Source organism: Pseudaeromonas sharmana, assembly GCF_042649925.1.
Taxonomy (GTDB): Bacteria; Pseudomonadota; Gammaproteobacteria; order Enterobacterales; family Aeromonadaceae; genus Pseudaeromonas; species Pseudaeromonas sharmana.
The window spans coordinates 1-25,811 of sequence record NZ_JBHSAF010000001.1 but is presented as its reverse complement, the minus strand read 5'-3'; the positions used below and the strand labels follow the sequence as shown (position 1 = coordinate 25,811).

The window sequence follows — 25,811 nt, the reverse complement described above, 5'->3', positions numbered from 1 at the left end:
CCGGCGGTAAAGAGACCGAGCCTACTCGACTCAGCTTTGTCTGGGCCACCTGTGCCGCTGACGGGAACGACAGACCAGACGCAGAGACTCGCGTTGACGAGCCGCCAGATCGCGTCCCAAGGACGTTTCATCCAGCCCCATATCGCGCAGCAAGTGAGGGGAATAGTGCCCAAGTTCGGCACGCGCATGACGCAGGGCGCTACGCAGCTTGGCTTGTTCCAGGGCGATATCCGCCTTGACACACAACAGAGCAAGATTCATCAAAACAGAACGACGCATAATATCCTCCAACGGATGTTCGGAGGCCGGGGCAAAGGGGACTGGGTGTCAGAAGGGTATCCACAGTCCGCTTACGCCGCGGCCTGTGAAAAAAGAGATCAGGCAGCGAACCGACGTGTAGCGGTTTTATCAACAGTTGGGGTAGTAAAGGACGCGACAGTATGTCGTAGTGGCATAGCGCTCATCGTTGTCCTCCTTCCCTTGTTGAAAAAACGCGTCGATCCTGACTGCGCCGGCAGTATGCCAAACAAACGCTTGCGCTGACAATCTAGGTTTATCGTCTAAAGCAGCACCTGCTACGAATCTTTTGCTATCAATGCAGCATAAAAAACGGTCATCTGTCTTTCGAATGAAATAAGACACCGCAGCAAGTCGAAGCCATTCGACCACGGCAGCATATTGCTGCGAATTTGCACAGTTTGCGGATCAGGCAAAAAAAACGGCGAAGCCCACGCTTCGCCGTTCTTGATAGATCGCAAACTCACCCCTTGTAGATGCGTGGATTGAAGACATCCCGCAACCAATCACCCAGCAAATTGATCACCAGTACCAGCAGCACCAGGCAAAAACCCGGGAATGCAGTGATCCACCAGGAACCCGAGAAAATATAGTTAAAGCCGATGCTGATCAGCGAGCCCAGTGACGGCTTGTCAACTGGCATGCCCAAACCGAGGAACGAGAGCGCAGCCTCGGACATGATGGCATTGGCCACCTGCACCGTCGAAATAACCAGAATCGGTGACAGGCAATTCGGCAGAATATGACGGAACATGATGCGCGGCGCCTTGAACCCCATGACCCGTGCCGCTTCAACATACTCTTTTTTCTTTTCTGCCAGCACGGAAGCCCGTACCGTACGCGCATACTGAGGCCACTCCGAGATACCGATGATCACCACCAGCATCAGAATCGCGTATTGAGAGTAAAACTCGCCGCCCAGCGCGGCCTGAAAAATGGCCGAGACAATAATGGCCACCATCATGGTCGAAAACGACAGCTGCACATCGGCAAACCGCATCAGCAGGTTATCGAGTCGGCCACCAATATAGCCAGCCAGCAAGCCGATGACGATCCCCAGCACCAGCTGCAGACCAACGGCAAACAAGCCGATCGACAACGAGACGCGTGAACCATAGAGAATGGTACTCAGAATGTCGCGCCCCTGGTTGTCAGTCCCCAACAGGAAGCGCTCGTCGCCCCCATCCAGCCAGGCCGGGGGCAATTCGGCATCCATGATGTCGTAGGTTGATGCATCATAGGGGTCATGTGGCGCAATGACCGGAGCCAATAGCGATAACAGGACGTACAGTACAAAGATCGCCATGCTGAACATGGCCACCTTGTCCTTGAGGAAAAAATAGACCAGGTCAGACTGCCGGATCCGGGTCCAGCGACTGGTAACTTGAACGTGATTCATGATCAGGCTCCCTTGGCGGTCAGATTGACAGTCGGGTTGATGACGCCATACAGCAAATCAACCAGCGTGTTGGTCACGACAAAGATCAGACCGACAAAGATCACGTAGGCGGTAATCAGCGGCGTGTCGACACGGTTGATCGCCTCCAGGAACAGGAAGCCGGTACCCGGCCACTGGAACACGGTTTCGGTCAGAATGGTATACGCCACCATGGTACCCACCTGCACACCACCAACGGTAATCACCGGCAGCATGGTGTTTTTCAATGCGTGCTGGTACCAGACCTTATTCTTGTCGAGCCCCTTGGCCCAGGCAAACTTGACGTACTCGGAACTGAGAACCTCCAGCATCTCGGCCCGTACCAGCCGGATAAACAGCGGCAACATGATGGACGAGAGGGCAATGGATGGCAGGATCAGATGCAACAGGCCATCTAGCGTGAAGAAACCGGACTCCCAGCCCAGCAGATTGAGGGTCTCGCCACGACCATACGAAGGCAACCAGCCCAACTGCACCGAGAAGACAAACATCAGCAAAATAGCCGTCAGGAATACGGGGACCGAAATCCCGATGATGCTCGCCCCCATGATGACTTTGGTGAGCCAGCTCCGTGGATGAATGGCCGAATAAACCCCGAGCGGAATAGACAGCACCACGATGATCAGTGTCGCCCCCAGCACCAGTTCCAGGGTTGCCGGTAACTTGGCGAGGATCACCTGCAAAGCGGGTTTCTTGAAGATAAAGGACGTTCCCCAGTCACCATGCACCACACCAGCCAGGAAACGGCTGTACTTCACCATGAAGGGATCATTGAGTCCAAGCTTGTCGCGCAGCGCCTCGCGTTGGGCCTCCGATACCCCCTGCCCGACCATTTCGCGCAGCGGATCCCCCAGATTATCCTGAATGGCAAACGCCACCAGGCTGATGACAAACATCACAACCACGGCCTGAATCAGCCGCTTTATCAGAAACGTAAACATGCAGGAGTGTCCTTGCCACACCCGAACCTGAGGCCAGGGTGTTTTTCTTGCTACTCACATGACAGGGCGTCCTGCCCCCATGGAGGGCAGGACGCCTGTCGAATCACACTGGCCGGCGACATGCCGGCACAGTTTACTTACTCGCTGACCTTCAGATTGCCATATACCGGCAAATCACGGCCATTGACGACTTCTTCAACGTTCAGCTTGCTCTTGCCGGCCCAGGCCAGGTTCTGCCACTGGATAGGCAGTACAGCTGCATCGTCAGCCAGGATCTTCTCGATCTTCTTCAGCATCTCGGAACGCTTGGCCACATCCACTTCGGCGTTAGAGTCGGCAATCAGCTTGTCCACTTCGGCGTTGGAGTAACCACCGCAGTTGTACTGACCCTTACCGGTCTTATCGTCACGGGTCTGAACCAGGTACTCGAAGTAGTTACCTGAGTCGACGGTGTCAGACTGCCAACCGATGATTTGCATGTCGCTGGCGCACTTGTCAAATTCCGGCCAGTACTGCGCCTTCGGCATCGTCTTCAGCTCAACCTTGATGTTGATCTTGGACAGCATGGCTGCAACGGCCTGCGCGATCTTGGCATCGTTGATGTAACGGTTGTTGGTGGAGATCATGGTCACCTTGAAGCCCTTCTCGAAGCCGGCCTCCTTCATCAGCGCCTTGGCCTTGGTCAGATCGTAGCCCGGCTTCAGATCTTCCACGTGCCCGAGGTAGCCTGCCGGGCTCAATTGACCGGCCGGGGTGGCGAAGCCCTTCATGATCTTATCAACGATACCGTTCTGGTTGACGGCCAGATTGACCGCTTGGCGCACGCGCTTGTCAGCAAAGGCCGGCTGGGTCTTCTGGTTCAACTCGAACATGACGATACGGTCACTGGACTCGGTCACGAACTTGACGTTCGCCGCCTTCTTGATGCGATCCTGGTCGTTCGGTGCCACCGGAGCAATCATGTCGACGTCACCGGACAGCAGCGCCGCTACGCGAGTCGCATCTTCCTTGATCGGGACGATCTTCAGCTTGTCGACATTGCTGCCGGAAGCCTTGTCCCAGTAGTCCGCATTGCGTTCGAGCTCCAGCTTGACGCCTTGCTCACGGGTCACCACCTTGTATGGGCCAGTACCGGAGACGTGGGTCGCAGCATAGGTACCCGCGGCCTTGACGATTTCAGCCTTGTCCTTGCCATCTTCAGTCGTGCCGGTATAGAACTTGGAGTCCATCGGGAAGATGTAGGTCGCGTTCTGCAACACCAGCGGATACGGAACCTTGGCCACCAGATCAACAGTAAAGTCATCGACCTTCTTCATGCCTTCATAGACCTCGAACAGGCCCTTATAGTCTTCGGACTTCAGAATGCGGTTGTAAGTCCAGATGACATCATCGGCGGTAAAGGGGTTGCCGGAGTGGAACTTGACGCCCTTGCGCAGATGGAATCGCACCGTTTTGGGATCCAGCTGTTCCCAGCTCTCGGCCAGGCGGCCTTCGAACTTCATATCCTTGGTCAGACGCACCAGCGGATCGTAGGACATGTGAGCGAACTGCAGGATACCACCAGACAGTTGCTCGTAGACGTCCAGAGATTCCGGATCTGCGTCCAGTGCCACTGTGACATTGGCTGCATACAGATTGAAGCTCATGCCGGCAGCAAACAGCGCGGCTGCGATCTTGGTAAATCCTTTCTTCATTGCTTACTCCGTGTTGCTGTTGTTGTTAGTTGGCACCGGTTACGTGCTCAGCCTGCAATCTGCAGTCCGTCACGACTCATCCCCTTGAACTCCGGCATCAGGGAAATCAATTTACGGCTGTACTCATGAGAGGGGGCCGTAAACAGTTGTTCGGTCGGAGCCACTTCCAGCAGGGCTCCCTTCTGCATGACCCCAATCCGATCACACATTTGACGAATCACCGGCAGATCGTGGCTGATAAAGAGCATGGTCAGCTTTAGTTCATCCTGCAGGTCTTTGAGCAGATTCAGGATCTGTGCCTGTACCGAGACATCCAGCGCAGATGTCGGCTCATCACAGATCAACAAGCGAGGACGCGTCGCCAAGGCGCGCGCAATGGAGATGCGCTGACGCTGCCCACCAGAAAACTCATGCGGGTACTTGAAGCCAGCCATCCGCCCCAGCCCGACGTGGTCCAGCAGATCGGCAACGATCTGCTCAATTTGGCGCTCATTTTCGGCCAACTTGTGGAAACGTATCGGCTCGGCAATGATGTCAGCCACCTTCATGCGCGGGTTCATTGAAGAATAGGGATTCTGGAATACCATCTGCATCTGACGACGCAGGGGACGACGTTCTGACTCACCTTTTAGCGCCGTCAGATCGATCCCTTCGAAAACAATTTTACCTTCGTTGGGTGGGTACAGACCGGCAATCACGCGGGCAATCGTCGACTTGCCGGAACCGGATTCACCAACCAGACCAAAGGTTTCACCTTCGTGAATCTCGAAACTGACGTCATTGTTAGCCTGAACATACTGACGGCGTGACTCAAACAAGGAATCTTTGGTCACAAAACGCAGGCTGACGTTTTCGACTCGCAACAAAGCACCGTCGTAACTGCGCTGATCCTGGGCCTGTCCTAACCAGTGATGCTTAAGATCCAGTGTCGAGCTCTCTCCCGCCTCTTCGATATAGCTGACCAGCGGGAAGCGGACCAGTTTGACATCTGACCGCGGTACCGCGGCAATCAGACTCTTGGTATAGGGGTGCTGTGGATTGCCCAACACGTCGGCCGTGGGTCCAATCTCCATCAGATCACCGCGGTACATGACCGCAACACGATCCGTCACGTTGGACACGACCCCCATGTCATGTGTCACCAGCATGCAGCCAACCTGGCGCTCTTTGCACAGCGTCTTGATAAGTTCAAGGATCTGGTCCTGAATCGACACATCGAGTGCGGTTGTCGGCTCATCGGCGATCAGGAATTCCGGATCACCGGAAAGCGCAATCGCGATCACGACACGCTGCCGCATGCCGCCCGAAAATTGATGGGGGTACTGCTTGATGCGGATCTCCGGCTGCGGGATCCCTACGGCAGCCATCAGCTCGATGGCGCGAACCACGGCGGCATCACCACGCAGTTCGGTATTGGCCTCAATGGTTTCGACCAATTGACGCTCAACCGTAAACAACGGGTTCAATGAGGTCATCGGGTCCTGGAAGATAAAACCGATATGGGCGCCACGCACCTTGCGCATCTCTTGGGGACTCAGACCGGAAATCTGCTGACCATTGAGGAACACATCGCCACGGGCAATCCGGCCCGGAGGACTGAGCAGATCAATGATCGCATTCCCGATCGTCGATTTACCGGCTCCGGATTCACCGACGACACCGAGGATCTCCCCTTTTTCAATGGTAAACGAGAGATCCTTGACCGCCGCCATCACGCCGCGACGGGACGGATATTCAATCCGCAGGTTCCTGACTTCAAGCAAGGACATGACACAACCTCGGCAGGGGCGACGCCCCCGCGTATTTCTTCCTGGAAAAGCCTCCGAACACTGGGGGTCAGAGGCAGTTTATTCTGCATTTTGATGACAAACTGGTTTAAATTACTTCGTTTATTATGCTGTGTAAATCGCATCTTTACAGATAGATATGCACTAATTCACTATAATCAACCAATATTGCAGTGTAATATGCCAGCATCCTGACCAACACCAGTATCATCGTCGAAAGGTTTGTCCAGTTATCGAGTCATCTACCAAGATGTGTGTGACAGCCAGTGTTTCTTTCTGTTTTATCAAAAAGACTCAGGCGGACACAATTCGCACCTTATGCGACAAAAATGAATATTGATGATATTTTGCTCGAGACTGTCGCTTGCTGACCGGAAGATTATCCGGTCAGCAAGCGCGCCAGCATTAGAGAGAAAGCACGAAATGTGCCAGGAATTGCAGACAGAGACAGGCAAAGATTCCGGCGACCACATCATCCAGCATGATGCCCAGGCCACCAGACAGATGTTGATCAAACCAGCGAATCGGCCAGGGTTTGACAATGTCGAATAGGCGGAACAGCAAAAAACCGATCACCCACCATGGCCACCCCGGTGGGGCCAATAGCATGGTGATGCCATAGCCGATGATCTCATCCCAAACAATACCGCCGTGATCCTCCACGCCAATGGCTCGCGTCGCCGACTCGCAGATCCAGATACCGGCCACGGCGCCCACGAACAGCAGCAGTAGATAATATGGCCAGCTCAGGGGGGGCAACAGCAGATAGAGCGGTATCGCCATCAGGGTCCCCATGGTCCCCGGTGCCCAGGGCGAGAGGCCGGAACCAAAGCCTGTTGCCAGCCAGTGTAGTGGATTGCGCCACGACAGACGGCGCAGTTCTGGTTTAATCATGTCGACTCCTTGAAATGATCCCAGCCCCGTAACGTCAACGTCATCGGCGTGGAGTGATACAACCATTCTATCTGCGGTTCACCGGCCACAATGCGACCGATTTCGGTAAACTTGACCCCTGCCCCGGCTAAGGCTGTCGCCAGCGCCCCTCGTTGTACCTCCGGCACTGTAAAGCAGAGTTCATAATCATCTCCCCCGGCCAAGGCCAATTGCCAGCGTAACGCATCAGGTTGCGCCAGCAGGGCGGGTGGTAAGGGTAGCCGTTCCAGCTCCACCTGCGCGCCGACACCGGATGCGGCCAGAATATGTCCCAAATCGGACGCCAGCCCATCGGAGATATCCAGCGCGCTGCTGGCCAAACCACGCAATGCCATACCCGCCAGGATGCGAGGTGCTGGTTTCTCGAGCCGTTCCCGAAGCGGCAGCCACTGCTCATTTGACAACGCAACCTGTCCCAACTGATGTTGTAGTGCCAGCGCTGCTGCACCCAGTTCACCTGTCACCCAGATGGCATCACCCGGGCTTGCGCCATTTCTGTGCAGCGCGCCCTGTTCTGGAACAACCCCCTGAATCGAAACAGTGATCGACAAGGGGCCTCGCGTCATGTCACCACCGATCAGATCGACATTGAAAAAATCCGCCAGCTCGAGAAACCCCTGCGCGAAGCGACCGAGCCAGGCCTCGTCGATCTCAGGCAACGTGAGCGCCAGCGAGACCCAACGCGGCTCGGCGCCCATCGCTGCCAGATCGGACAGGTTCACAGCCAAGGCCTTGTGACCCAGGCGTAGCGGATCGGCGTCGGCAAAGAAATGCACTCCGGACACGAGCGTATCAGTGCTGATGGCTAGCAACGCATCAGCGGGTACGCGCAGCAAGGCGCAATCGTCACCCGAGCCGGTCACGACATCCTTACGCCGTGGAGGGCGCTGAAAAAAGTGACGGATTACGTCAAATTCACCCACGTCTGATTCTCCTGATTTGGCGTTGATAAAACAAAAAGCCAGCATGTGCTGGCTTAATGATGTTCCTGAAGACGAGCACGCTTAGTTTTCCAATGACTTCACGACCTTGTCGAGAACACCATTGACGAACTTATGGCTGTCTTCGGCGGCAAAGGCCTTCGCCAGCTCGATCGCTTCATTGATGACGACGCGATACGGTACATCCTTGCGATACAGCAGTTCGAAAGTCGACAGGCGCAGAATCGCTTTGTCGACCATATCCAGATCTTCAAGCTTGCGCGAGAGGAATGGCGAAAAGGTGGTATCCAGCTTGTTGGCATTAGTGGCAACACCTAGCAACAACTCACCGAAGTAACCAATGTCAACACCTTTCATCGGCTGTTCCAGCTTGAACTGCTCTTCGATATCCGCCACGTTGTCCTGTGTCATTTGCCATTGATAAATGGCCTGGACGGCAAAATGACGAGCCTTGCGGCGTTCGGATGGTTTCACTCTGAGACTCCTTCGACGTCCAGATTCTTCAGGACGTTAATCATTTCCAGCGCACTCAGTGCTGCCTCTGCACCCTTGTTACCCGCCTTGGTACCCGCGCGCTGGATTGCTTGTTCAACATTATCAGTGGTCAGGACGCCAAATGCGACCGGGATCTCATGCTCGAGCATCACCTGCGCCATGCCCTTGCTGTTTTCGTTGGCCACCAGTTCAAAGTGGTAGGTATCACCACGGATGACACAACCGAGCGCAACAATCGCATCAACCTTGCCGCTCTTGGCCAGCTTCTTCACTGCCAGCGGGATTTCCACCGCACCTGGCACACGCACCAGGGTGATCTGCTCATCCGGTACCAATCCCTGGCGCTTGATCACATCCAGAGCCCCGTCGATCAGGCGTTCGTTGATGAAGCTGTTGAAACGGGAGACCACGATTGCGATACGCGCCTCGGGAGCGGCGATGTTTCCTTCGATGACCTTCATGGGAAATCCTGTCTGTATGGCGTGAAAGTGCGCGTATTCTAGCACAAGACGGCGTTGACAAAAGCCTGTGCGCCGGGTCACACACATTTACCCGGCGCAGTCGGGTCATTCCGACAGATATTCCACAACTTCCAGGCCAAAGCCGGACAGGGCATGGTAACGCGTAGGACTGCTCAACAGCCGCATCTGGGTGACCCCCAGCGCCTTGAGGATCTGCGAGCCAACACCCACCCGACGGGATGCTTGCGCCCGTTTCGGCGCAGCCGCTCCGGCGGCAAGTTGCTCTACTTGAGCCAGCAGCTCCTGCTGTCCACCGTCATGTCCCAGCACGACGAGCACACCGCCTTCCTGGGCGATCTTGGCCATCGCCTTGGGAATTGGCCAGCTACGCGCTGCCAGCCGATCGCTGAGCAATACATCACGGAAGAAATCATGGAGATGTACTCGCACCAGCGGCGCGTCCTGACTGCTGACCGCACCTTTGCACAATGCAAAGTGCAACTGGTTATCGATGGTGTCACGGAAGGTCACCAGCTCAAACTCGCCGTGTTCGGTCGGTAACATCGCCCGAGCCACTTCGACCACCGTCGTCTCGTGTTGATTGCGGTACTCAATCAGATCGGCAATGGTCCCCAACTTGATACCATGCTCGGCGGCAAACTTTTCCAAATCCGGACGCCGCGCCATGGTACCGTCCTCATTGAGGATCTCGACGATGACCGCCGCCGGCTCCAGCCCGGCCAACCGCGCCAGATCACAACCGGCCTCGGTGTGACCGGCACGGGTCAGCACCCCGCCGGGTTGCGCCATCAACGGGAAAATATGCCCCGGTTGTACCAGATCACTGGCTTTAGCCTCCGGCGCCACCGCCGCAAGCACAGTGCGCGCGCGATCTGCTGCCGAGATGCCGGTACTGACCCCTTCCGCGGCCTCGATGCTAACCGTAAAGTTGGTCGAGAACTGAGCGCCATTGTTGCCCACCATAAGCGGCAGACTCAAACGCTGACAACGCTCGCGCGTCAACGTCAGGCAGATAAGCCCGCGACCATAACGCGCCATGAAGTTAATATCCTCAGGACGCACCATGCTGGCGGCCATAATCAGATCGCCTTCATTTTCCCGATCTTCGTCATCCATCAGGATGACCATGCGGCCTTGACGAAATTCCTCAATGATTTCCGCGGTAGTGCTTAATGCCATTTCGATTCATCCTTAGCGTTACTCAACGCATGAAACCCTGTTCTGCCAACATCGCCAACGTCACACCGCTTTGGGTTTGCGGCTCTGCCGCCTTGTCACCCAAGACCAGACGTTCCAGATAACGCGCGATGACATCCACCTCCAGATTGACACGCGTCCCGACTTTCCACTCAGCCACCGTGGTCTGCTGTGAGGTATGCGGGACGATTGTCAGGCGAAAACGCGCCCCCTCGACACTGTTTACCGTCAGGCTGATTCCATCGACGGTAATGGAGCCTTTCTCTGCAATATAACGGGCAAGTTCGCCTGGTGCCGCAATCCAGTACTCCATGGCCCGCCCGAGCGGTGAGACCGCCACCACTTCACCAACACCGTCGACGTGCCCGGATACCAGATGTCCGCCAAGCCGGCTGCTCGGTTGCAGAGCCTTTTCAAGATTGACGCGCTGACCTTTCCGGTAGTGGGCAAAGCCGGTGCGCGCTATGGTCTCTGCCGACACATCGGCTACATAACCATCCCCCGGCAACGCGACCACGGTCAGACAGACACCATTGGTGGCGATGGAGTCACCCAACTTGACGTCCGCCAGATCGAGTGTACCGCTGCGAACGCGCAACGACACATCCGCCCCCTTGCTCTGCATGCTGACAATCTCGCCAACTGCCTCGATGATTCCGGTAAACATCTTACTTCTCCTTCACTGCCGGACGCAGCGTCAATCGCAGGTCATCACCGATCTGCTGCACATCGTGCCAGATCAACTGCGGGGCTTGCGCCAAAGAATCCAATTCAGCAATGTGCAACAAGCCCAGCGCCGAGTCCCCCAGCACCTTGGGAGCCAGATAAAGCAACAATTCATCTACCAAGCCGGCCTGTAATAGCGCCCCGGCCAATTGACGCCCGGCTTCGACCCAAACCTCATTGCAGCCTCGACGCCCCAACTCCTGCATCAAGGCTTGCAGATCCAGTTTGCCATTGTCGGCCGTCGGCCCAATCCACTCGGTCAATGCCTGTGGCCAGGCCGCCACAGCCTGTTGCCGGGCCACCAAGACCTCCCCCGGCAGCGAGAACAATTTTGCCGAGGCCGGGATCCGGCCTCGGCCATCCACCAAGACGCGCAACGGCTGGCGCAACGCCTGGTATGGATAGACAGACTGTACCTCTGCGGGCAGTTCATCCCAACGCACGTTCAGCGAGGGATTATCGCTGAGCACCGTATCGGCACCGGACAATATAACGCTGCTACGCGCCCGCCAGGCTTGGACATCACGTCGCGCTGCGGGGCCGGTGATCCACTGGCTCTGGCCGTTGGCCAGCGCGGTGCGCCCATCCAGCGATGCTGCCAGCTTCAAGCGGACATAGGGCAATCCGGTACGCATCCGCTTGAGAAAACCGAGATTGATGGCCTCGGCCTCAGCCTGCATCACGCCGCAGCAGACCGCGATCCCGGCCTGCTGCAGCATCTGCAGGCCTCGTCCCGCCACCAACGGATTGGGATCCTGCATCGCCACCACAACTCGTTTCACACCTGCCTCAATCAGAGCCAGTGCACAGGGCGGCGTACGCCCAAAATGTGAACAGGGTTCCAGTGTCACATAGGCCGTGGCACCGCGCGCGTTGAGCCCGGCCTGGCGCAGCGCATGGACTTCGGCATGGGGCTCGCCAGCCTTGTGATGCCAGCCCTCACCCACCACCACGCCATCGGCATCGACCAGCACGCACCCCACATTCGGATTGGGATGGGTGGTGTAGATACCGTGCGCAGCCAGCATCAAGGCCCGCTGCATCCAGTCGCGATCCCGTTGTGACATACTTACCTCTCCAGCTTGGCAATCTCTTCGCCGAATTCACGAATGTCCTCAAAACTACGGTAGACAGAGGCAAACCGGATATAGGCGACCTTGTCGAGGATCTTGAGCTCCTCCATCACCAGATTACCGATCAGCTTGGCATCCACCTCACGTTCACCGGTAGCGCGCAAGCGCGATTCAATGCGGTTCAGACTCTCCTCCACCGACTCCATGCTGACCGGCCGCTTTTCCAGCGCCCGCTGGATTCCGCCCCTGAGCTTGTCCTCATTGAAGGGTTCGCGGCTGCCATTGCTCTTGATCACCCGCGGCATCACCAGCTCAGCACTTTCGAACGTGGTAAAACGTTCATGACATTCGACACACTCGCGGCGACGACGCACCTGATGCCCCTCGGCCACCAGACGCGAATCAATCACCTTGGTATCATCGGCATTACAGAAGGGACAATGCATGGGCTGCGGACTCCTCGCCGTCAATCAGATACTGCAGTGTAACAGAGCCACCCTAACCGGTTGAACCCACTCCGGTGCACTGGCCACAGCAGAAAAGCAAAGAGCCGCATCAGCGGCTCTTCGATATCACGACAATCAGACTCAGGCGTAGACAGGGAAACGGCGACAGATATCCAGTACCTTCTCACGCGTATCCGCCAGCACCTTCTCATCCGCGGCGTTATCCAGCACGTCACAGATCCAGCCAGCCAGTTCACGGGCTTCGCCTTCCTTGAAACCACGACGGCTGATCGCCGGCGAACCGATACGGATACCGGAGGTCACGAACGGAGAGCGCGGATCGTTTGGTACCGAGTTCTTGTTGACCGTGATGTTGGCTTTGCCCAGTGCGGCATCGGCATCCTTACCGGTCAGTTCCTTGTCGGTCAGGTCGATCAGGAACAGGTGGTTATCGGTACCACCGGAGACGATCTTGTAACCGCGAGACTTGATCACCTCGACCATCGCCTTGGCGTTCTTGACGACCTGCTGCTGCAGCGCCTTGAACTCCGGCTCCATCGCTTCTTTGAACGCAACAGCCTTGCCGGCGATAACGTGCATCAGCGGACCACCCTGACCACCCGGGAAGACGGCAGAATTGAGCTTCTTGTACAGCTCTTCGTCGTTTTCGGCAGAGAGGATCAGACCACCGCGCGGACCAGCCAGCGTCTTGTGAGTGGTAGAGGTGACGACGTGGGCATGTGGAACCGGGGTCGGGTAGACACCCGCCGCAACCAGACCGGCAACGTGAGCCATGTCGACGAACAGGTAAGCCCCGATCTTGTCGGCGATTTCACGCAGTTTGGCCCAATCAACGATGCCAGAGTAGGCCGAGAAACCACCGATGATCATCTTCGGCTTGTGTTCCAGCGCCAGACGTTCCAGCTCGACGTAGTCGATCTTGCCCGTCTCGTCGATACCGTAAGGAATGATGTCATACAGCTTGCCGGAGAAGTTGACCGGAGAGCCGTGAGTCAGGTGACCACCGTGGGCCAGGTTCATACCCAACACTTTATCGCCCGGTTGCAGCAGAGCCATATACACGGCGCTGTTGGCTTGTGAGCCGGAGTGCGGTTGAACGTTTGCGTAGGTCGCACCAAAGAGCTGCTTTGCGCGTTCGATAGCTAGCGACTCGACGATGTCGACGTATTCGCAACCGCCGTAGTAGCGCTTGCCTGGATAGCCTTCGGCATACTTGTTGGTCAGCTGTGAACCCTGGGCCTGCATTACGCGTGGGCTGGTGTAGTTTTCGGAGGCAATCAGTTCGATGTGCTCTTCCTGACGCACGGTTTCATCGGTGATCGCCGCCCACAGCTCGGCATCGTAATCGGCAATGTTCATGTCACGCTTCAGCATCCCTTTCTCCTGACTCTAGCGTAATGATATTGGGGGGTTGGTCACATTCTACCTTGCTGACCGGCGACTGAATAGCACAGGATGGCAACAATTGCGCTAAAAACGTCCACTCTGCCATTCGTTAGGGAACCAAATTCGAGCTCCAAGGGTCTTCTTGTAGTGATTAGACCAGTAAAGTGCTGCCAATTTTCACGAAATCACTATAATTGCGAAGTTTCGCTTGCTGGCAGGCAACTCAAAGCCTAAAAAATGGACAACAGGTGATTTAATCCCAGTTTTTGGTAAGATCGCCGCATGATTGCCGAGGATAACTGCACGATGGCCGCAAAAAAACGTATCCTGCTGCTGAATGGCCCCAACCTGAATCTGCTGGGGAAACGCGAGCCGGCTATCTATGGTGCCGATACCCTCGACGACATTGTTGCCCGCTTGCAACAACGCGCGGCAGAGCTGGACGTGGAGTTGCTCCATTGCCAGTCGAATGCCGAAGCTACGCTGCTGGACACCATCCACCAGGCGATGGGTCAGGTCGATTTTATCCTGATTAATCCGGCGGCCTTTACCCATACCAGCGTGGCACTGCGTGATGCCTTGCTGGGGGTGGCCATCCCGTTTATCGAGATCCACCTCTCCAATGTCCACGCCCGTGAGCCGTTCCGCCATCACTCTTACCTGTCCGATGTGGCCAAGGGAGTGATCTGCGGCCTCGGAGCCGATGGCTATGAATTTGCTTTACTAGCGGCCGTGCGCACCCTGCGCCGGTCTTCCAACTAACAGCTAGAGAAGTTGACAGAGAATGCAAATGGATATCCGTAAAATCAAGAAGCTGATTGAACTGGTTGAAGAGTCCGGCATCGCCGAACTGGAAATCACCGAAGGTGAAGAATCGGTCCGAATCAGTCGTGGTGTCGTGGCGGCTCCGGTTGCCTATGCCGCGCCGCAAGTAGCGATGGCACCGGCTGCGGCGCCTGCCGCCGCGCCTGCTGCTGCCGCAGCTCCGGCCCTGAGCGGTCATGTCGTGCGTTCTCCGATGGTCGGTACCTTCTACCGCTCCGCCAGCCCGGATGCCGGTCCTTTCATCGAGGAAGGCAGCCAGGTCAAGGTCGGTGATGCATTGTGCATCGTCGAAGCGATGAAGATGATGAACCAGATCCAGTCTGACAAGGCCGGCGTCATCAAGAGCATCCTCGTCAACAACGGCGAAACCGTCGAGTTCGATCAGCCGCTGTTCATCATCGAATAAGGGGTGTCTGACCATGTTGGACAAAGTAGTCATCGCCAACCGCGGTGAGATTGCGCTGCGTATCCTGCGTGCCTGCAAGGAGCTGGGTATCAAGACGGTGGCGGTTCACTCAACCGCGGACCGCGATCTCAAGCACGTCAAGCTGGCCGACGAGACCATCTGTATCGGCAAGCCGTCGGCCAAGGAGTCTTACCTGAATGTGCCGTCGCTGATTGCCGCCGCCGAAGTGACCGGTGCCGTGGCGATCCACCCGGGTTACGGTTTCCTCTCCGAAAACGCCGATTTCGCCGAACAGGTGGAAAAATCCGGCTTTATCTTCGTCGGCCCCAGAGCCGATACCATTCGCCTGATGGGAGACAAGGTCTCGGCCATCAATGCGATGAAGAAGGCCGGTGTGCCCTGCGTGCCGGGCTCAGGTGGTCCCATTGGCGATGATGCCAAGGAAAATGCCGCCATCGCCAAGCGCATCGGCTATCCGGTGATCATCAAGGCCGCCGGTGGCGGCGGTGGTCGCGGTATGCGTGTGGTGCGTGCCGAAGCCGAGCTGGTGAACGCCATCGCGTTGACCAAGTCCGAAGCGGGCCAGTTCTTCAACAACGACATGGTCTACATGGAGAAGTACCTGGAGAACCCGCGCCACATCGAGATCCAGGTACTGGCCGACGGCCAGGGCAATGCCCTGTATCTGGGCGAACGCGACTGCTCGATGCAGCGTCGCCACCAGAAGGTGGTAGAAGAGGCGCCGGCTCCGGGCATCACCGAAGAGATGCGCAAGTTCATCGGCGAGCGTTGCGTGCGTGCCTGTCTGGAGATCGGCTACCGTGGCGCCGGCACCTTCGAGTTCCTGTACGAGAACGGCGAGTTCTATTTCATCGAAATGAACACCCGTATCCAGGTTGAGCACCCGGTGACCGAACTGGTAACCGGCATCGACCTGATCAAGGAACAGCTGAAGATCGCCGCCGGCCAGCCGCTGACCATCAAGCAGGAAGACATCCGCATGAAGGGTCATGCCATCGAGTGCCGGATCAACGCCGAGGATCCCCACACCTTCCTGCCGGCGCCCGGCAAGATCGAGTGGTTCCACGCGCCGGGCGGTCCGGGTGTACGCTGGGATTCCCACATCTACAGCGGCTACACAGTGCCCCCGTACTACGACTCGATGATCGGCAAGCTGATCTGCTACGGCGAAAACCGTGACATCGCCATCGCGCGCATGCGCCAGGCGCTGGACGAGATTGTCGTCGAAGGCATCAAGACCAATGTGCCGCTACAAAAAGAGATCATGCGTGACGAGCACTTCCAGCAGGGTGGAACCAACATCCACTACCTGCACAAGAAACTCGGACTCTAGTCCGGTGATTCAGGCCGCCCAGTGCGGCCTGATGTTTTTTAAGGAGCCGGCCATGTCGGAGTGGCGCCACGCCCTGCAGCATTACCTGACACAGCACGCGCAACCGCGCGACAAATTCAGTCACCAGCCGCGACTCTATGCCCTGGCCTGCCGCCTGGCAGGCGATGCGCTATTTGATGATGACATCCTGTTTGCCGCCTGCTGGCTGCACGATCTCGGGGTCTTCATCGGCCATCGTCCGGCCGATCCGGCCGCGTTGGCGCAGTGGGATAACGTCGCCTACGCCATCGCCACTGTGCCGGGCCTGCTCACCCGCTGGGGCTTTGCGCCCCACAAGATCGGCGCGGTACAAGAGGCCATCGCCCAGCATCACCCCGAGGCGCGCCCGACGGCCATCGAGGCGCAGCTGCTGCATGATGCCGACCTGCTGGAGCAGCTCGGTGCCATCGGCCTGCTGCGCAGCCTGAGCAAGGTGGGGCGCGATACCCGCTACGCCACCTTCAGCCAGATACTGCCGGTGCTGCAGCAGGCACTGCTGCTGGCGCCGCATCTGCTGCTGCCGCAAGCCCGGATCGAAGCCGAACCCAAGCTGGCGTTGCTGCGCGCGTTTTTACAGGCGGCACAAGCCGAGTCCGAGGGGTTGCCGCTATAACCGAGCCCGCTCAGCCCCGCGGGTGATGCTGCTGATGCAGGGCATTGAGGCGTTCGCGGGCGACATGGGTGTAGATCTGGGTGGTGGTCAGATCGGCGTGGCCGAGCAGCATCTGCACCACGCGCAGATCGGCGCCATGGTTCAGCAAGTGGGTAGCGAAGGCGTGACGCAGCGTATGCGGGGAGAGGTTGACGCGGATCCCGGCCCGCTCGGCGTAGAGCTTGATGCGGTGCCAGAACGTCTGCCGCGTCATCTGCTGTGCCCGGCTGGAGGGGAACAACACATCACAACTGACACCGCCGAGCAGCTCGGTACGCGCCGCACGCAGATACTGCTGCAGCCAGTACAGCGCCTCCTCGCCCATCGGTACCAGCCGCTCCTTGTTGCCCTTGCCAACGACGCGCACCACCCCCTGACGCAGGCTGACGTTTTCGATGGTCAGACCGACCAATTCGGAAACCCGCAACCCGGTGGCGTACAACAACTCCAGCATCGCCTTGTCGCGCAGCTCGAGCGCATTATCAACCTGCGGAGCGGTGAGCAGCGCTTCGACTTGTTGTTCGTCCAGATCTTTGGGCAACCTTTGTGGCAATTTCGGACCCGCTAGCAATGCCGTCGGATCATCGGCCCGCAACTGTTCGCGAATCAGATATTGATAGAAACGGCGCAGCGCCGACAGCAGACGCGCGGTAGAGGTGGCCTTGAAGCCATGATCGACGCGCCAGGCCAGATAGGCCTGCAAATCCAGCGCCTGCAGCGTCAGCAACGAACAGCCGTGTTGATCCAGCCACGCCGCCAGCTTGCCCAGGTCATTGCGGTAGGCGGCCAAGGTATTGGCCGACAGGCCACGCTCAAGCCACAAGCTATCTACAAAACGGTCAATCAGACTGGACATAGGCACTCACCATGTGGAAACAGGGAGCCATTATGCCGCCCGGCCGTGGGGAGCAGAAGGGTTGCGGGCAGCAGAGTGCACAGATTCCTCGTCAAAACGGCTGACTGCACGCCGCGATTATTAAATCTGACTTAATAATCGCAGCTAGGAGGGCTGCGCTACCGCGTCGTCGACCGGTGTCGCCACCAGGTTGCGCATCCAGCGTCGTGAGCGCAACCGCCAGTAGCCAACCGCCAGGCGCACCAGCTCCTCGAGCGAGAGCACCAGATAGACCCAGTGGATCGGCAATTGCAGCCAGAACGCCATGATATACGCCGACGGCACGCCGATGAGCCAGGTGGCGAGCGACTCCATCACCAGCACGAAGCGGCTATCGCCCCCGCTGTTGAGGATGCCGCCAGCGATGATCATGTTGCCGACCTTAACCCACAGCAGCAACGCAAACACCCAGACACACCACTGCGCTTGTAACAGCACCTCGGCACTGGCGTCATACAGGCCGACATAGCTGCCCGCCCCAGCCAGCAACAACAAGCCCACCAGCAGTGACGCCGCCATTCCGAGCCGTAACAGCCGGTGGGCACAGCTGATGGCGCCACGGAAGTCATCGGCACCGAGGCGCTGGCCGACCAGCACCGACGCCGCTGCCGACAGGCCGCACAGCAGGCCGATGCTCAGCCCCTGCAGCGGGTAGGTCATGGTCATCGCCGCAAGGGCCAGGGTGCTCATATGGCCATACACCATCGCATACGCGCTCTCGCCCAAGACCCAAACGCCCTCCGTCAGAATCAGCGGCATCGTCGTGAACAGCAGACCACGCCGCACGTGGCTGGTGAGGCCACACAATGCCCGCCAATGAAAGATGGCCAATACATGGCCGCGCCAGTACAGTGCCAGCAGGATCACCGCCAGTTCTACACTGCGCGCCAGCAAGGTAGCCCACGCTGCCCCCGACAATCCCAGTTTGGGACAACCGGCATGACCGAAGATCAGCAGATAGTTGAACAGGAGATTCAGCAACACGGCCACTAGACTGGCAAACAGCGGCAACCGTGCATCGCCAGTGGCACGCAGCAGAGCGGAATAGAGCAGGGTCACCATCTGTGGCACAAAGCTGAAGGCCACGATCAGTACATAGGTGGCGCCTTGCTGCTGGACGTGGGAATCGGCAGAGAACAATGCTATCGCGTGCTGAGGCCAGAACGAGATCAGCAACACCATTACGCCAGCCAGTGGTATCCCCACCATGAAACCATAGCCCAACAAAGGCGGTAACCGCTCAGGCCGTCCCTGCCCCCAAAACTGGGCCGCATAGATGGCAATGCCGCTGGATAGGCCGGATAACACGACGATCACAATGGCGTTCAGCTTGGCCGCCACCCCCGTCGCCGCCACTGCGGTGATGCCAAGTTGTCCCACCATCACCTGATCGGTCATCGACAATAACGACATGACGACGGTTTGCAGGGTAACGGGCAACGCCACGTGCCAGACCGAGCGCCAAAATCGGCTGTCCGAGCTCCTCTTCATCGCCGTTGACTCAGCCTCCATGCCAGGGGGGTGCAACCGATCAGACGTCAAATGTAGCAGCCGGTGCCGTCAACCTCGGGCCCTGATCTGCAGCTAGCCGCACCGGAGAGACACGGTTGTAAAGGGCTCGTTGTCAGGAAAAAATACCCCCTGCAAGCAGGGGGAAGGTCAACATGACAAGGAATATGGCATCAACGGTGCTTGGTTACTGCAGTCAGCTGTGCAAAAAAACAGCACAAGGTGACGCAACAGGAGTGAGTTTAGTCAGGGTGACGCACACAACAGGATGACATTGCACGACAAAATAAATGACGCCAAGCGACATAAAACAGTGAGTGTGAGAGGGATAACATGTTGTGACTTTGCATATTCCATTGAGTATGCGACTGTATATACAGGAGAGATTTATCAAAATTTTCCTGAGTGGTGCCGGAAAGCATTATTCCAGTCATCTATCACGCTATATATATGTCGCAGAAAAGGGACCATCAATTATATTTTCATCTCCATTTTTATTTTGCTCGACAATAAAGTAACTAACATCCGGATCGACTATTTGAATCGAGAAATGAAAAATTGCAACCTGTTTACTCGCGCTGAATACCGCATGTACAGGATGCTTTTTATGCATGTCCTCTTTTAACAGAATAAAGAGTGTTGTTGTGTGGGTTATTGGTCGATATAAGCTGCCACACAAGAGCCAGCGTTGTTCGCCAACAGACTGCAAGTGGCTTTGCGGATGGACTAGTTCGCGCTGGCCCAATAATATCTGCTCTTCACTATCGAGACGATATCCCGCGCCATGGTTATCATCGACATAATAACGGCCAGCCACACGCAAAGACGTCATAAAATGTAATGGCTCTGCCACCGGTAAATTAGCTGTCGCCCATAATTCCAGCTTGGGAGAAATGAAACATTCGAAGCTGGCATCATATTCACGATACAGGCCATCCATATCCAGACAACGAACTCTGACTTCTTTTTCAAATCCAAGATTACTGACCAGCAACCAGACCCGAGCCGTGCGTCGGACAATCAGTCGCTGCTCCCGCATCCGGTTTTCGGCATAGAACAACTGCAAAGGTAATTCATCGCCGAGATGTTGCGGATCAACCCGCAATTGCGCCCGATATTGACTGGGTGACACGCTGTGCCAACGACGGAATGAGCGCTGGAAGCTGCTGGCTTCACTGAAGCCCAACTGATGCGCGATATCCGAGACCCGCGCCACAGTCGTGGCCAGTAACCGCATCGCCTCGGCATAGCGGACCTCATCGCTCAACTGCGAATAGGTGTAGCCCTGTTGGCGTAGCCGGCGCTGCAATGTTCTGGCACTGATACACAGGTGATCGGCCAACGCTTCTATGGTCGGGATGCGCGGCAGCAGCGACACCATTTGCTGCTTGATGGCATCGACAGTACCAAATTTGCCAAACGACTCTGGCGTTAACCAGTCCAAAAATTGGACGAGCAGCTCACCGATCGAGGGCAGCGGGAGCACATAACGCTGCAATAACAGGGGGCGAGGCAGGGTAAGGCTGACACCCTGATCATCGCGAACGATTGGGATGGCAATTTTAAGCTTGCCAGGCAGGGGAACATCCAGCTTGCCACTGCCCGGATCCCAACTCCAGACCGGAGGTAATGACAACGTCAGCAAGCGTACATGCAACGCCTGCACCAAATAGAACAGCCAGGGAGGAACCGTATCGCACCCCTGAAATAACAAGGTCAGCGATGTGTCAGTACGGCGCGCCTTGACCTCGACCGGCACATCCAACAAGGGGAGCAATCGGGCCCATACATTGATGCCATCCATCATGCTGTTGTGTGCAACCAGGACGTAATCGAGCATACGCACCATATCCAGCGCATCGTACTGCACGTGCCGATAGGCGATCTTTTTGTTCGGTAGATGGCTGGCGGCCGACAGCAACAGTTGCGCCACCAAGTGCTCGACAAACTCTGTTTGTCGGTAGGGTTCGGCAGGATCGGTAACAGTTAAGTTGGCAGTCAGCAAGGTCGTTGGCCCGCGGATACGGCAAAGTCATCCTCCTATGCTAACGGGATGGCTGTCGAAGCCAAGCTTCAGCTCGGCAATATCCATGTTGGCTCCCACTTAACAAGCTGGCCAGAAATGAAAAAGCCAGCCGGCTGAAACCGACTGGCTTTTCGAGACCATCAGTCCCGTCTTAACCGCATTTAGAGTCACCGCAGTTCAAGCATGTCATGCAGCCATCCTTCTGGATCACCGCCTTGGTGTGACACTTGTAACACAGGGTCGCATTGGGCGGAAAGCTGCTGACAGCCTCCTCGCTCGGCACTTCGTCATTGAGTTCGGCCTGCTTTTGTTCGAGGAATGCTTTCTGATGCTCATCCAGACTGGCACTCCTGAGCATGCCGATGTCCACCAGATGCTGCTCGATGACGTTGCCAATCTCGGCAATCAGCGAAGGCACATACTTGCCCTTATTCCAGTAGCCCCCCCGCGGATCGAACACCGAACGCAACTCCTCGACCAGAAAGGTGATATCCCCCCCCTTGCGAAACACCGCCGAGATGATCCGCGTCAGCGCCACGATCCACTGGTAGTGTTCCATGCTCTTGGAATTGATGAAGATCTCGAACGGACGGCGCGTTTCATGCTCGGTACCTTCGTTCAACACCATGTCATTGATGGTGATGAACAGCGAATGCTCGGAGATATGTTCCGGCGTCTTCAACTTGTAGGTGGTGCCCATCAGTTTCTCCGGACGTTGCACCGTTTCGTGCATGTGGATCACGCGCGCCGCTTCCTGCTGCGCCTGATCTTCCTTACTTTTGACCTTGTAGCCGACAATCTTGCTTTGAATTTTTTTGACCATGTTGGCATCACTTATCAGTGGGGGCCTTGCGGCCACAAAATCAGAACTTGCCGTAATAACCTTCTTTCAGCGCATCATAGAGGTTGGCCGCGGTATGGGTCTCACCATCATATTCCACCTCTTCGTTGCCTTTAAGCTGCACCACGGAACCATCCTCGAGCGTGAACTCGTACAGGGTGTTCTCCAGATCTTTTTCCTTGACCAGCACGCCTTGAAACGCCTCCGGATTGAAACGGAAAGTGGTGCACCCCTTGAGCCCTTGCTCATAAGCGTACATGTAGATGTGCTTGAACTCCTCATACGGGAAGTCAGTCGGCACATTCGCTGTCTTGGAGATCGACGAGTCGATCCAGCGCTGGGCTGCAGCCTGGATGTCGACATGCTGGGTCGGGGTTACGTCATCAGCAGTGATGAAGTACTCAGGCAGCTTGGCCTCCGCCTCGTTGCTGTACGGCATCGCCTTGGGATTGATCAACGCGCGATAGGCCAGCAGCTCGAAACTGTAGACATCGACACTCTCCTTGGTCTTCTTGCCCGCCTTGATGACATTGCGCACATAGTGGTGAGCAAAGCTCGGCTCGATGCCATTGCTGGCGTTGTTAGCTAGTGACAGCGATATGGTCCCGGTCGGCGCAATCGAGCTGTGATGGGTGAAACGTCCACCGTGTTCAGCCAGCGCCGCAACCAGTTCCGGCTCGACATCCGCGACCTGCTGCATGTAGCGACTGTAGCGTGCGTGCAGGATCCGTCCTGGCACCTTGTCACCCAATTTATAGCCATCGGCCAGCAGCTCGGGACGCTTGCGCAGCAGATCGGCAGTCAGCTCAAACTCTTGCAGCATGATCGGTGCCGGACCTTTCTCCTTGGCCAGAGCCAGCGACTCGCGCCATCCCGTCATTGCCAACTCTTGGGAGACCTGCTCGGTAAAGGCCACGGAAGCTGGTGAACCGTATTTGATGCCGAGCATGGTCAGCGTCGAGCCGAGACCGAGAAAACCCATACCGTGACGGCGCTTGCTCAGGATCTCCTGACGCTGCTTTTCCAGCGGCAACTGGTTAATTTCGACCACGTTATCCAACATACGGGTAAACAGACTGACAACCCGACGGAACGCGCTCCAGTCAAAGTGCGCCTGCCCGGTAAAGGGCTCGCGGATGAACTTGGTCAGATTAATGGAGCCCAGCAGACAGGCGCCATACGGCGGCAGCGGCTGCTCACCACAGGGATTGGTGGCGCGGATGTCTTCGCAGAACCAGTTGTTGTTCATCTCGTTGACCTTGTCGATCAGGATGAAACCAGGCTCGGCGTAGTCATACGTCGATGTCATGATCACGTTCCACAAGCGGCGCGCCGGCATCGTCTTGTATACCTTGCAGGCGACGAGGCCGGTCTCATTGACCACCGCCTCCCCTTTGCTTGGCCAATCCGCCCAGACGATCCCGTCCTGTTGCAGATCGATGCCATCCTGCTCTACTTCCTTGCGGTTCAGCGGGAAGATCAACTGCCAGTCGGCATCCGCCTTTACCGCTTCGATGAAGTCACGGGTAATCAGCAACGACAAATTGAATTGGCGCAGACGGCCATCTTCACGCTTGGCCTGGATAAACTCGAGCACGTCCGGATGACGGATATCCATGGTGCCCATCTGGGCGCCACGCCGACCACCGGCCGACGAGACGGTGAAACACATCTTGTCGTAGATATCCATGAACGACAGCGGACCCGATGTATAGGCTCCCGCACCAGAGACAAAGGCACCGCGCGGCCGCAGCGTCGAAAAATCATAGCCAATGCCACACCCGGCCTTCAGCGTCAGGCCTGCCTCATGCACCTTGTTGAGAATGTCATCCATCGAATCATGGATGGTTCCGGATACGGTACAGTTGATGGTCGAGGTCGCAGGTTTGTGTTCAAAGGCACCGGCATTAGAGGTGATGCGGCCAGCAGGGATGGCTCCATTGCGCAGAGCCCAGAGGAAGGGTTCATACCAGGCAAGCGGATCTTGCTCCTGGGCCGCCAACGCCTTGGCAACGCGCTGATAGGTAGCATCGATATCACTATCGACCGGCGTACCGTCTTTGCTCTTCAAACGGTATTTCGTATCCCAAATCTCCTGTGACGTCTCTTGCAGCGGGATATCGGGGGCCAGCTCGTGTTCCAGCTGTATCATACCGTCCACTTTTTGCGTTGCCATTGCATCCTCCCGAAGTGATGAGTTCCTGTCCGTACAAACTGAGCGACTCTAGCAGGCCGGGCAGAACAAAAATTTGAGCCAGAAACCAGAATCAATAATTCGCCTCCAACACCACATAGTGTGGCCACATTAATTTGAATCACTAGATAATGTGTTTTCGTGACGAGTTGTGCAACAATTCAAGGGGCGGCATTGTAAGGAAGATGGAGCGATTTGGCAGTCCGTTTTTTATCCGATTGATGCAAATGGTTTATTTATAATGCTTTTTTGTTTCCGGCAGCCCGGCAAAAAGCAAAAGCCCGTCTCAAGGACGGGCTTAAATTTTTCGGTAAAGCTCAGGGTCGATTATTGACCAGCTGGCTTAACGTAGGTGACAGGCTTCTCACCACGGATGTCGATGTAGAAGTCATAGTCGCCATCAGTCGGCGGAGTGACTTTCACTTCTTCGAACTTGGAGTTCGGGTTCAGGACAACAGGATCCTTACCGATTTCGAACACACCAGGAACTTCAGCGTAACCGAAGTTGGTGCCTGGAGTCCAAGCGCCATCTGCAAACTTGAACTTGTACGGAGCCCAGTCCACCTTCAAGTTAGCCTTGGCCTTGTAAACACCCTTCTCAACCATGACAACTTTGTACTCTGGCAGAGCAGCCCAATCGTTCATCTCGCCGCGCAGGTAGATTTCTTTGCCGAATACATCAGCACCACCGGCACCAGCAGTAGCACCAGCAGCTGCGGTCTTACCATCAGAAGCACAACCAGACATAACCAAGGCGCTGGCAGCGAATACCATCATCAGCGTTTTCTTAAACATAGACTTTCCTTCGTTCATTGTTTATCGGTTTGAATTTATGAGGGTTTTATAACAACCCTTCAGTGCGCTATTAAACCAAAAGCACGAACAGGAAAATCTGCCCGATCTCACACTCTCTGCCTGCCAAACAGCTTTCTTTCTCAGAGTGAGAGCTGGCTAAAAAAATAGGAAAATGTTTCGTTCGAAACCAAAAGACAAAGCCCGCAGATGCGGGCTTTGGAATGGGAGTTTGACAGTGTCCTACTCTCGCATGGCGAATGCCACACTACCATCGGCGCTACAGCGTTTCACTTCTGTGTTCGGCATGGGTACAGGTGGTGCCACTGCGCTATTGCCGTCAAACAAAATCATGGTGCTGATACCCAGAATCGAACTGGGGACCTCACCCTTACCAAGGGTGCGCTCTACCGACTGAGCC

General features: G+C 56.5%; 24 protein-coding genes and 1 rRNA gene. 4 read left to right on the top strand and 21 right to left on the bottom strand.

Annotated features, from left to right (window positions below):
- Positions 1-30: 30 nt before the first annotated feature.
- The 14 genes from ACFOSS_RS00125 to glyA all read right to left on the bottom strand — a co-directional run bounded on the left by ACFOSS_RS00125 (position 31) and on the right by glyA (position 13,845).
- Complete coding sequence (locus ACFOSS_RS00125; protein ID WP_377149645.1) at positions 31-279, bottom strand: hypothetical protein; 249 nt, start codon at positions 277-279, stop codon at positions 31-33.
- 481 nt (positions 280-760) lie between these two features.
- Positions 761-1,696, bottom strand: coding sequence for an ABC transporter permease (locus ACFOSS_RS00120; RefSeq protein ID WP_377149643.1), 936 nt, complete (start codon positions 1,694-1,696; stop codon positions 761-763).
- A 2-nt stretch (positions 1,697-1,698) separates the two neighbouring features.
- Entirely contained in the window at positions 1,699-2,676 is a 978-nt protein-coding gene (locus tag ACFOSS_RS00115; protein WP_377149641.1) for an ABC transporter permease, read from the bottom strand.
- Between the two features lie 137 nt (positions 2,677-2,813).
- Positions 2,814-4,370: an ABC transporter substrate-binding protein gene (locus ACFOSS_RS00110; protein ID WP_377149639.1), complete on the bottom strand. Its 1,557-nt coding sequence runs from the start codon at positions 4,368-4,370 to the stop codon at positions 2,814-2,816.
- Between the two features lie 47 nt (positions 4,371-4,417).
- The gene (locus ACFOSS_RS00105; protein WP_377149637.1) at positions 4,418-6,139 is read right to left on the bottom strand and encodes an ABC transporter ATP-binding protein; all 1,722 of its coding nucleotides are present in this window, start codon (positions 6,137-6,139) and stop codon (positions 4,418-4,420) included.
- Positions 6,140-6,562: 423 nt separating this feature from the next.
- Complete coding sequence (locus ACFOSS_RS00100) at positions 6,563-7,051, bottom strand: phosphatidylglycerophosphatase A family protein (RefSeq protein ID WP_377149635.1); 489 nt, start codon at positions 7,049-7,051, stop codon at positions 6,563-6,565.
- Entirely contained in the window at positions 7,048-8,013 is a 966-nt protein-coding gene (thiL, locus tag ACFOSS_RS00095) for a thiamine-phosphate kinase (protein ID WP_377149633.1), read from the bottom strand. Before thiL ends, ACFOSS_RS00100 begins: the two co-directional genes overlap by 4 nt.
- Before the next feature lie 81 nt (positions 8,014-8,094).
- Positions 8,095-8,505, bottom strand: a complete 411-nt coding sequence (gene nusB / locus ACFOSS_RS00090; RefSeq protein WP_377149631.1) for a transcription antitermination factor NusB — start codon at positions 8,503-8,505, stop codon at positions 8,095-8,097.
- A complete protein-coding gene (ribH, locus tag ACFOSS_RS00085; RefSeq protein ID WP_377149629.1) occupies positions 8,502-8,987 on the bottom strand; it encodes a 6,7-dimethyl-8-ribityllumazine synthase in 486 nt (161 codons plus the stop codon). The genes nusB and ribH overlap by 4 nt, the downstream gene beginning before the upstream one ends.
- Before the next feature lie 105 nt (positions 8,988-9,092).
- Positions 9,093-10,187 carry a bifunctional 3,4-dihydroxy-2-butanone-4-phosphate synthase/GTP cyclohydrolase II gene (gene ribBA / locus ACFOSS_RS00080; protein ID WP_377149627.1) on the bottom strand — a complete coding sequence of 365 codons (1,095 nt, stop codon included), beginning with the start codon at positions 10,185-10,187 and terminating at the stop codon, positions 9,093-9,095.
- Between the two features lie 22 nt (positions 10,188-10,209).
- Positions 10,210-10,872, bottom strand: coding sequence for a riboflavin synthase (locus ACFOSS_RS00075; protein WP_377149625.1), 663 nt, complete (start codon positions 10,870-10,872; stop codon positions 10,210-10,212).
- A gap of 1 nt (position 10,873) precedes the next feature.
- Entirely contained in the window at positions 10,874-11,998 is a 1,125-nt protein-coding gene (gene ribD, locus ACFOSS_RS00070) for a bifunctional diaminohydroxyphosphoribosylaminopyrimidine deaminase/5-amino-6-(5-phosphoribosylamino)uracil reductase RibD (protein ID WP_377149623.1), read from the bottom strand.
- 2 nt (positions 11,999-12,000) lie between these two features.
- Positions 12,001-12,450 (bottom strand): transcriptional regulator NrdR, encoded by a 450-nt coding sequence (gene nrdR, locus ACFOSS_RS00065; protein ID WP_377149621.1) that lies wholly within the window; start codon positions 12,448-12,450, stop codon positions 12,001-12,003.
- 141 nt (positions 12,451-12,591) lie between these two features.
- Positions 12,592-13,845: a serine hydroxymethyltransferase gene (gene glyA, locus ACFOSS_RS00060; protein ID WP_377149618.1), complete on the bottom strand. Its 1,254-nt coding sequence runs from the start codon at positions 13,843-13,845 to the stop codon at positions 12,592-12,594.
- A gap of 318 nt (positions 13,846-14,163) precedes the next feature.
- On the opposite strand from glyA, the gene aroQ reads away from it, so the two are divergent.
- The 4 genes from aroQ to ACFOSS_RS00040 are packed head-to-tail and all read left to right on the top strand — an operon-like array spanning position 14,164 to position 17,094.
- Complete coding sequence (gene aroQ, locus ACFOSS_RS00055) at positions 14,164-14,619, top strand: type II 3-dehydroquinate dehydratase (RefSeq protein WP_377149616.1); 456 nt, start codon at positions 14,164-14,166, stop codon at positions 14,617-14,619.
- 28 nt (positions 14,620-14,647) lie between these two features.
- Positions 14,648-15,088, top strand: a complete 441-nt coding sequence (gene accB, locus ACFOSS_RS00050) for an acetyl-CoA carboxylase biotin carboxyl carrier protein (protein ID WP_377149614.1) — start codon at positions 14,648-14,650, stop codon at positions 15,086-15,088.
- 13 nt (positions 15,089-15,101) lie between these two features.
- A complete protein-coding gene (gene accC, locus ACFOSS_RS00045) occupies positions 15,102-16,442 on the top strand; it encodes an acetyl-CoA carboxylase biotin carboxylase subunit (RefSeq protein WP_377149612.1) in 1,341 nt (446 codons plus the stop codon).
- Between the two features lie 52 nt (positions 16,443-16,494).
- Positions 16,495-17,094: an HD domain-containing protein gene (locus ACFOSS_RS00040; RefSeq protein ID WP_377149610.1), complete on the top strand. Its 600-nt coding sequence runs from the start codon at positions 16,495-16,497 to the stop codon at positions 17,092-17,094.
- A gap of 10 nt (positions 17,095-17,104) precedes the next feature.
- On the opposite strand, the gene xerD is transcribed toward ACFOSS_RS00040, so the two are convergent.
- From xerD to rrf, 7 genes are all read right to left on the bottom strand, one after another.
- The gene (gene xerD / locus ACFOSS_RS00035; RefSeq protein WP_377149608.1) at positions 17,105-17,989 is read right to left on the bottom strand and encodes a site-specific tyrosine recombinase XerD; all 885 of its coding nucleotides are present in this window, start codon (positions 17,987-17,989) and stop codon (positions 17,105-17,107) included.
- Positions 17,990-18,133: 144 nt separating this feature from the next.
- The gene (locus tag ACFOSS_RS00030; RefSeq protein ID WP_377149606.1) at positions 18,134-19,519 is read right to left on the bottom strand and encodes an MATE family efflux transporter; all 1,386 of its coding nucleotides are present in this window, start codon (positions 19,517-19,519) and stop codon (positions 18,134-18,136) included.
- Between the two features lie 460 nt (positions 19,520-19,979).
- The gene (locus ACFOSS_RS00025; RefSeq protein ID WP_377149604.1) at positions 19,980-21,470 is read right to left on the bottom strand and encodes a helix-turn-helix transcriptional regulator; all 1,491 of its coding nucleotides are present in this window, start codon (positions 21,468-21,470) and stop codon (positions 19,980-19,982) included.
- A 244-nt stretch (positions 21,471-21,714) separates the two neighbouring features.
- Positions 21,715-22,386, bottom strand: a complete 672-nt coding sequence (locus ACFOSS_RS00020; protein WP_377149602.1) for a TSCPD domain-containing protein — start codon at positions 22,384-22,386, stop codon at positions 21,715-21,717.
- A gap of 40 nt (positions 22,387-22,426) precedes the next feature.
- Positions 22,427-24,556: an adenosylcobalamin-dependent ribonucleoside-diphosphate reductase gene (locus ACFOSS_RS00015; protein ID WP_377150631.1), complete on the bottom strand. Its 2,130-nt coding sequence runs from the start codon at positions 24,554-24,556 to the stop codon at positions 22,427-22,429.
- A 369-nt stretch (positions 24,557-24,925) separates the two neighbouring features.
- Positions 24,926-25,393, bottom strand: a complete 468-nt coding sequence (locus tag ACFOSS_RS00010) for a pullulanase (protein ID WP_377149600.1) — start codon at positions 25,391-25,393, stop codon at positions 24,926-24,928.
- Positions 25,394-25,620: 227 nt separating this feature from the next.
- A 5S ribosomal RNA gene (gene rrf / locus ACFOSS_RS00005) occupies positions 25,621-25,735 on the bottom strand.
- Between the last annotated feature and the right edge of the window lie 76 nt (positions 25,736-25,811).

Bases quoted from the DNA above. Each gene is read 5' to 3' on its own strand.
- ACFOSS_RS00125 (WP_377149645.1), bottom strand. From the start codon at position 279: ATGCGTCGTTCTGTTTTGATGAATCTTGCTCTGTTGTGTGTCAAGGCG.
- ACFOSS_RS00120 (WP_377149643.1), bottom strand. From the start codon at position 1,696: ATGAATCACGTTCAAGTTACCAGTCGCTGGACCCGGATCCGGCAGTCT.
- ACFOSS_RS00115 (WP_377149641.1), bottom strand. From the start codon at position 2,676: ATGTTTACGTTTCTGATAAAGCGGCTGATTCAGGCCGTGGTTGTGATG.
- ACFOSS_RS00110 (WP_377149639.1), bottom strand. From the start codon at position 4,370: ATGAAGAAAGGATTTACCAAGATCGCAGCCGCGCTGTTTGCTGCCGGC.
- ACFOSS_RS00105 (WP_377149637.1), bottom strand. From the start codon at position 6,139: ATGTCCTTGCTTGAAGTCAGGAACCTGCGGATTGAATATCCGTCCCGT.
- ACFOSS_RS00100 (WP_377149635.1), bottom strand. From the start codon at position 7,051: ATGATTAAACCAGAACTGCGCCGTCTGTCGTGGCGCAATCCACTACAC.
- ribH (WP_377149629.1), bottom strand. From the start codon at position 8,987: ATGAAGGTCATCGAAGGAAACATCGCCGCTCCCGAGGCGCGTATCGCA.
- ribBA (WP_377149627.1), bottom strand. From the start codon at position 10,187: ATGGCATTAAGCACTACCGCGGAAATCATTGAGGAATTTCGTCAAGGC.
- ACFOSS_RS00075 (WP_377149625.1), bottom strand. From the start codon at position 10,872: ATGTTTACCGGAATCATCGAGGCAGTTGGCGAGATTGTCAGCATGCAG.
- ribD (WP_377149623.1), bottom strand. From the start codon at position 11,998: ATGTCACAACGGGATCGCGACTGGATGCAGCGGGCCTTGATGCTGGCT.
- nrdR (WP_377149621.1), bottom strand. From the start codon at position 12,450: ATGCATTGTCCCTTCTGTAATGCCGATGATACCAAGGTGATTGATTCG.
- glyA (WP_377149618.1), bottom strand. From the start codon at position 13,845: ATGCTGAAGCGTGACATGAACATTGCCGATTACGATGCCGAGCTGTGG.
- aroQ (WP_377149616.1), top strand. From the start codon at position 14,164: ATGGCCGCAAAAAAACGTATCCTGCTGCTGAATGGCCCCAACCTGAAT.
- accB (WP_377149614.1), top strand. From the start codon at position 14,648: ATGGATATCCGTAAAATCAAGAAGCTGATTGAACTGGTTGAAGAGTCC.
- accC (WP_377149612.1), top strand. From the start codon at position 15,102: ATGTTGGACAAAGTAGTCATCGCCAACCGCGGTGAGATTGCGCTGCGT.
- ACFOSS_RS00040 (WP_377149610.1), top strand. From the start codon at position 16,495: ATGTCGGAGTGGCGCCACGCCCTGCAGCATTACCTGACACAGCACGCG.
- xerD (WP_377149608.1), bottom strand. From the start codon at position 17,989: ATGTCCAGTCTGATTGACCGTTTTGTAGATAGCTTGTGGCTTGAGCGT.
- ACFOSS_RS00030 (WP_377149606.1), bottom strand. From the start codon at position 19,519: ATGAAGAGGAGCTCGGACAGCCGATTTTGGCGCTCGGTCTGGCACGTG.
- ACFOSS_RS00020 (WP_377149602.1), bottom strand. From the start codon at position 22,386: ATGGTCAAAAAAATTCAAAGCAAGATTGTCGGCTACAAGGTCAAAAGT.
- ACFOSS_RS00015 (WP_377150631.1), bottom strand. From the start codon at position 24,556: ATGATACAGCTGGAACACGAGCTGGCCCCCGATATCCCGCTGCAAGAG.
- ACFOSS_RS00010 (WP_377149600.1), bottom strand. From the start codon at position 25,393: ATGTTTAAGAAAACGCTGATGATGGTATTCGCTGCCAGCGCCTTGGTT.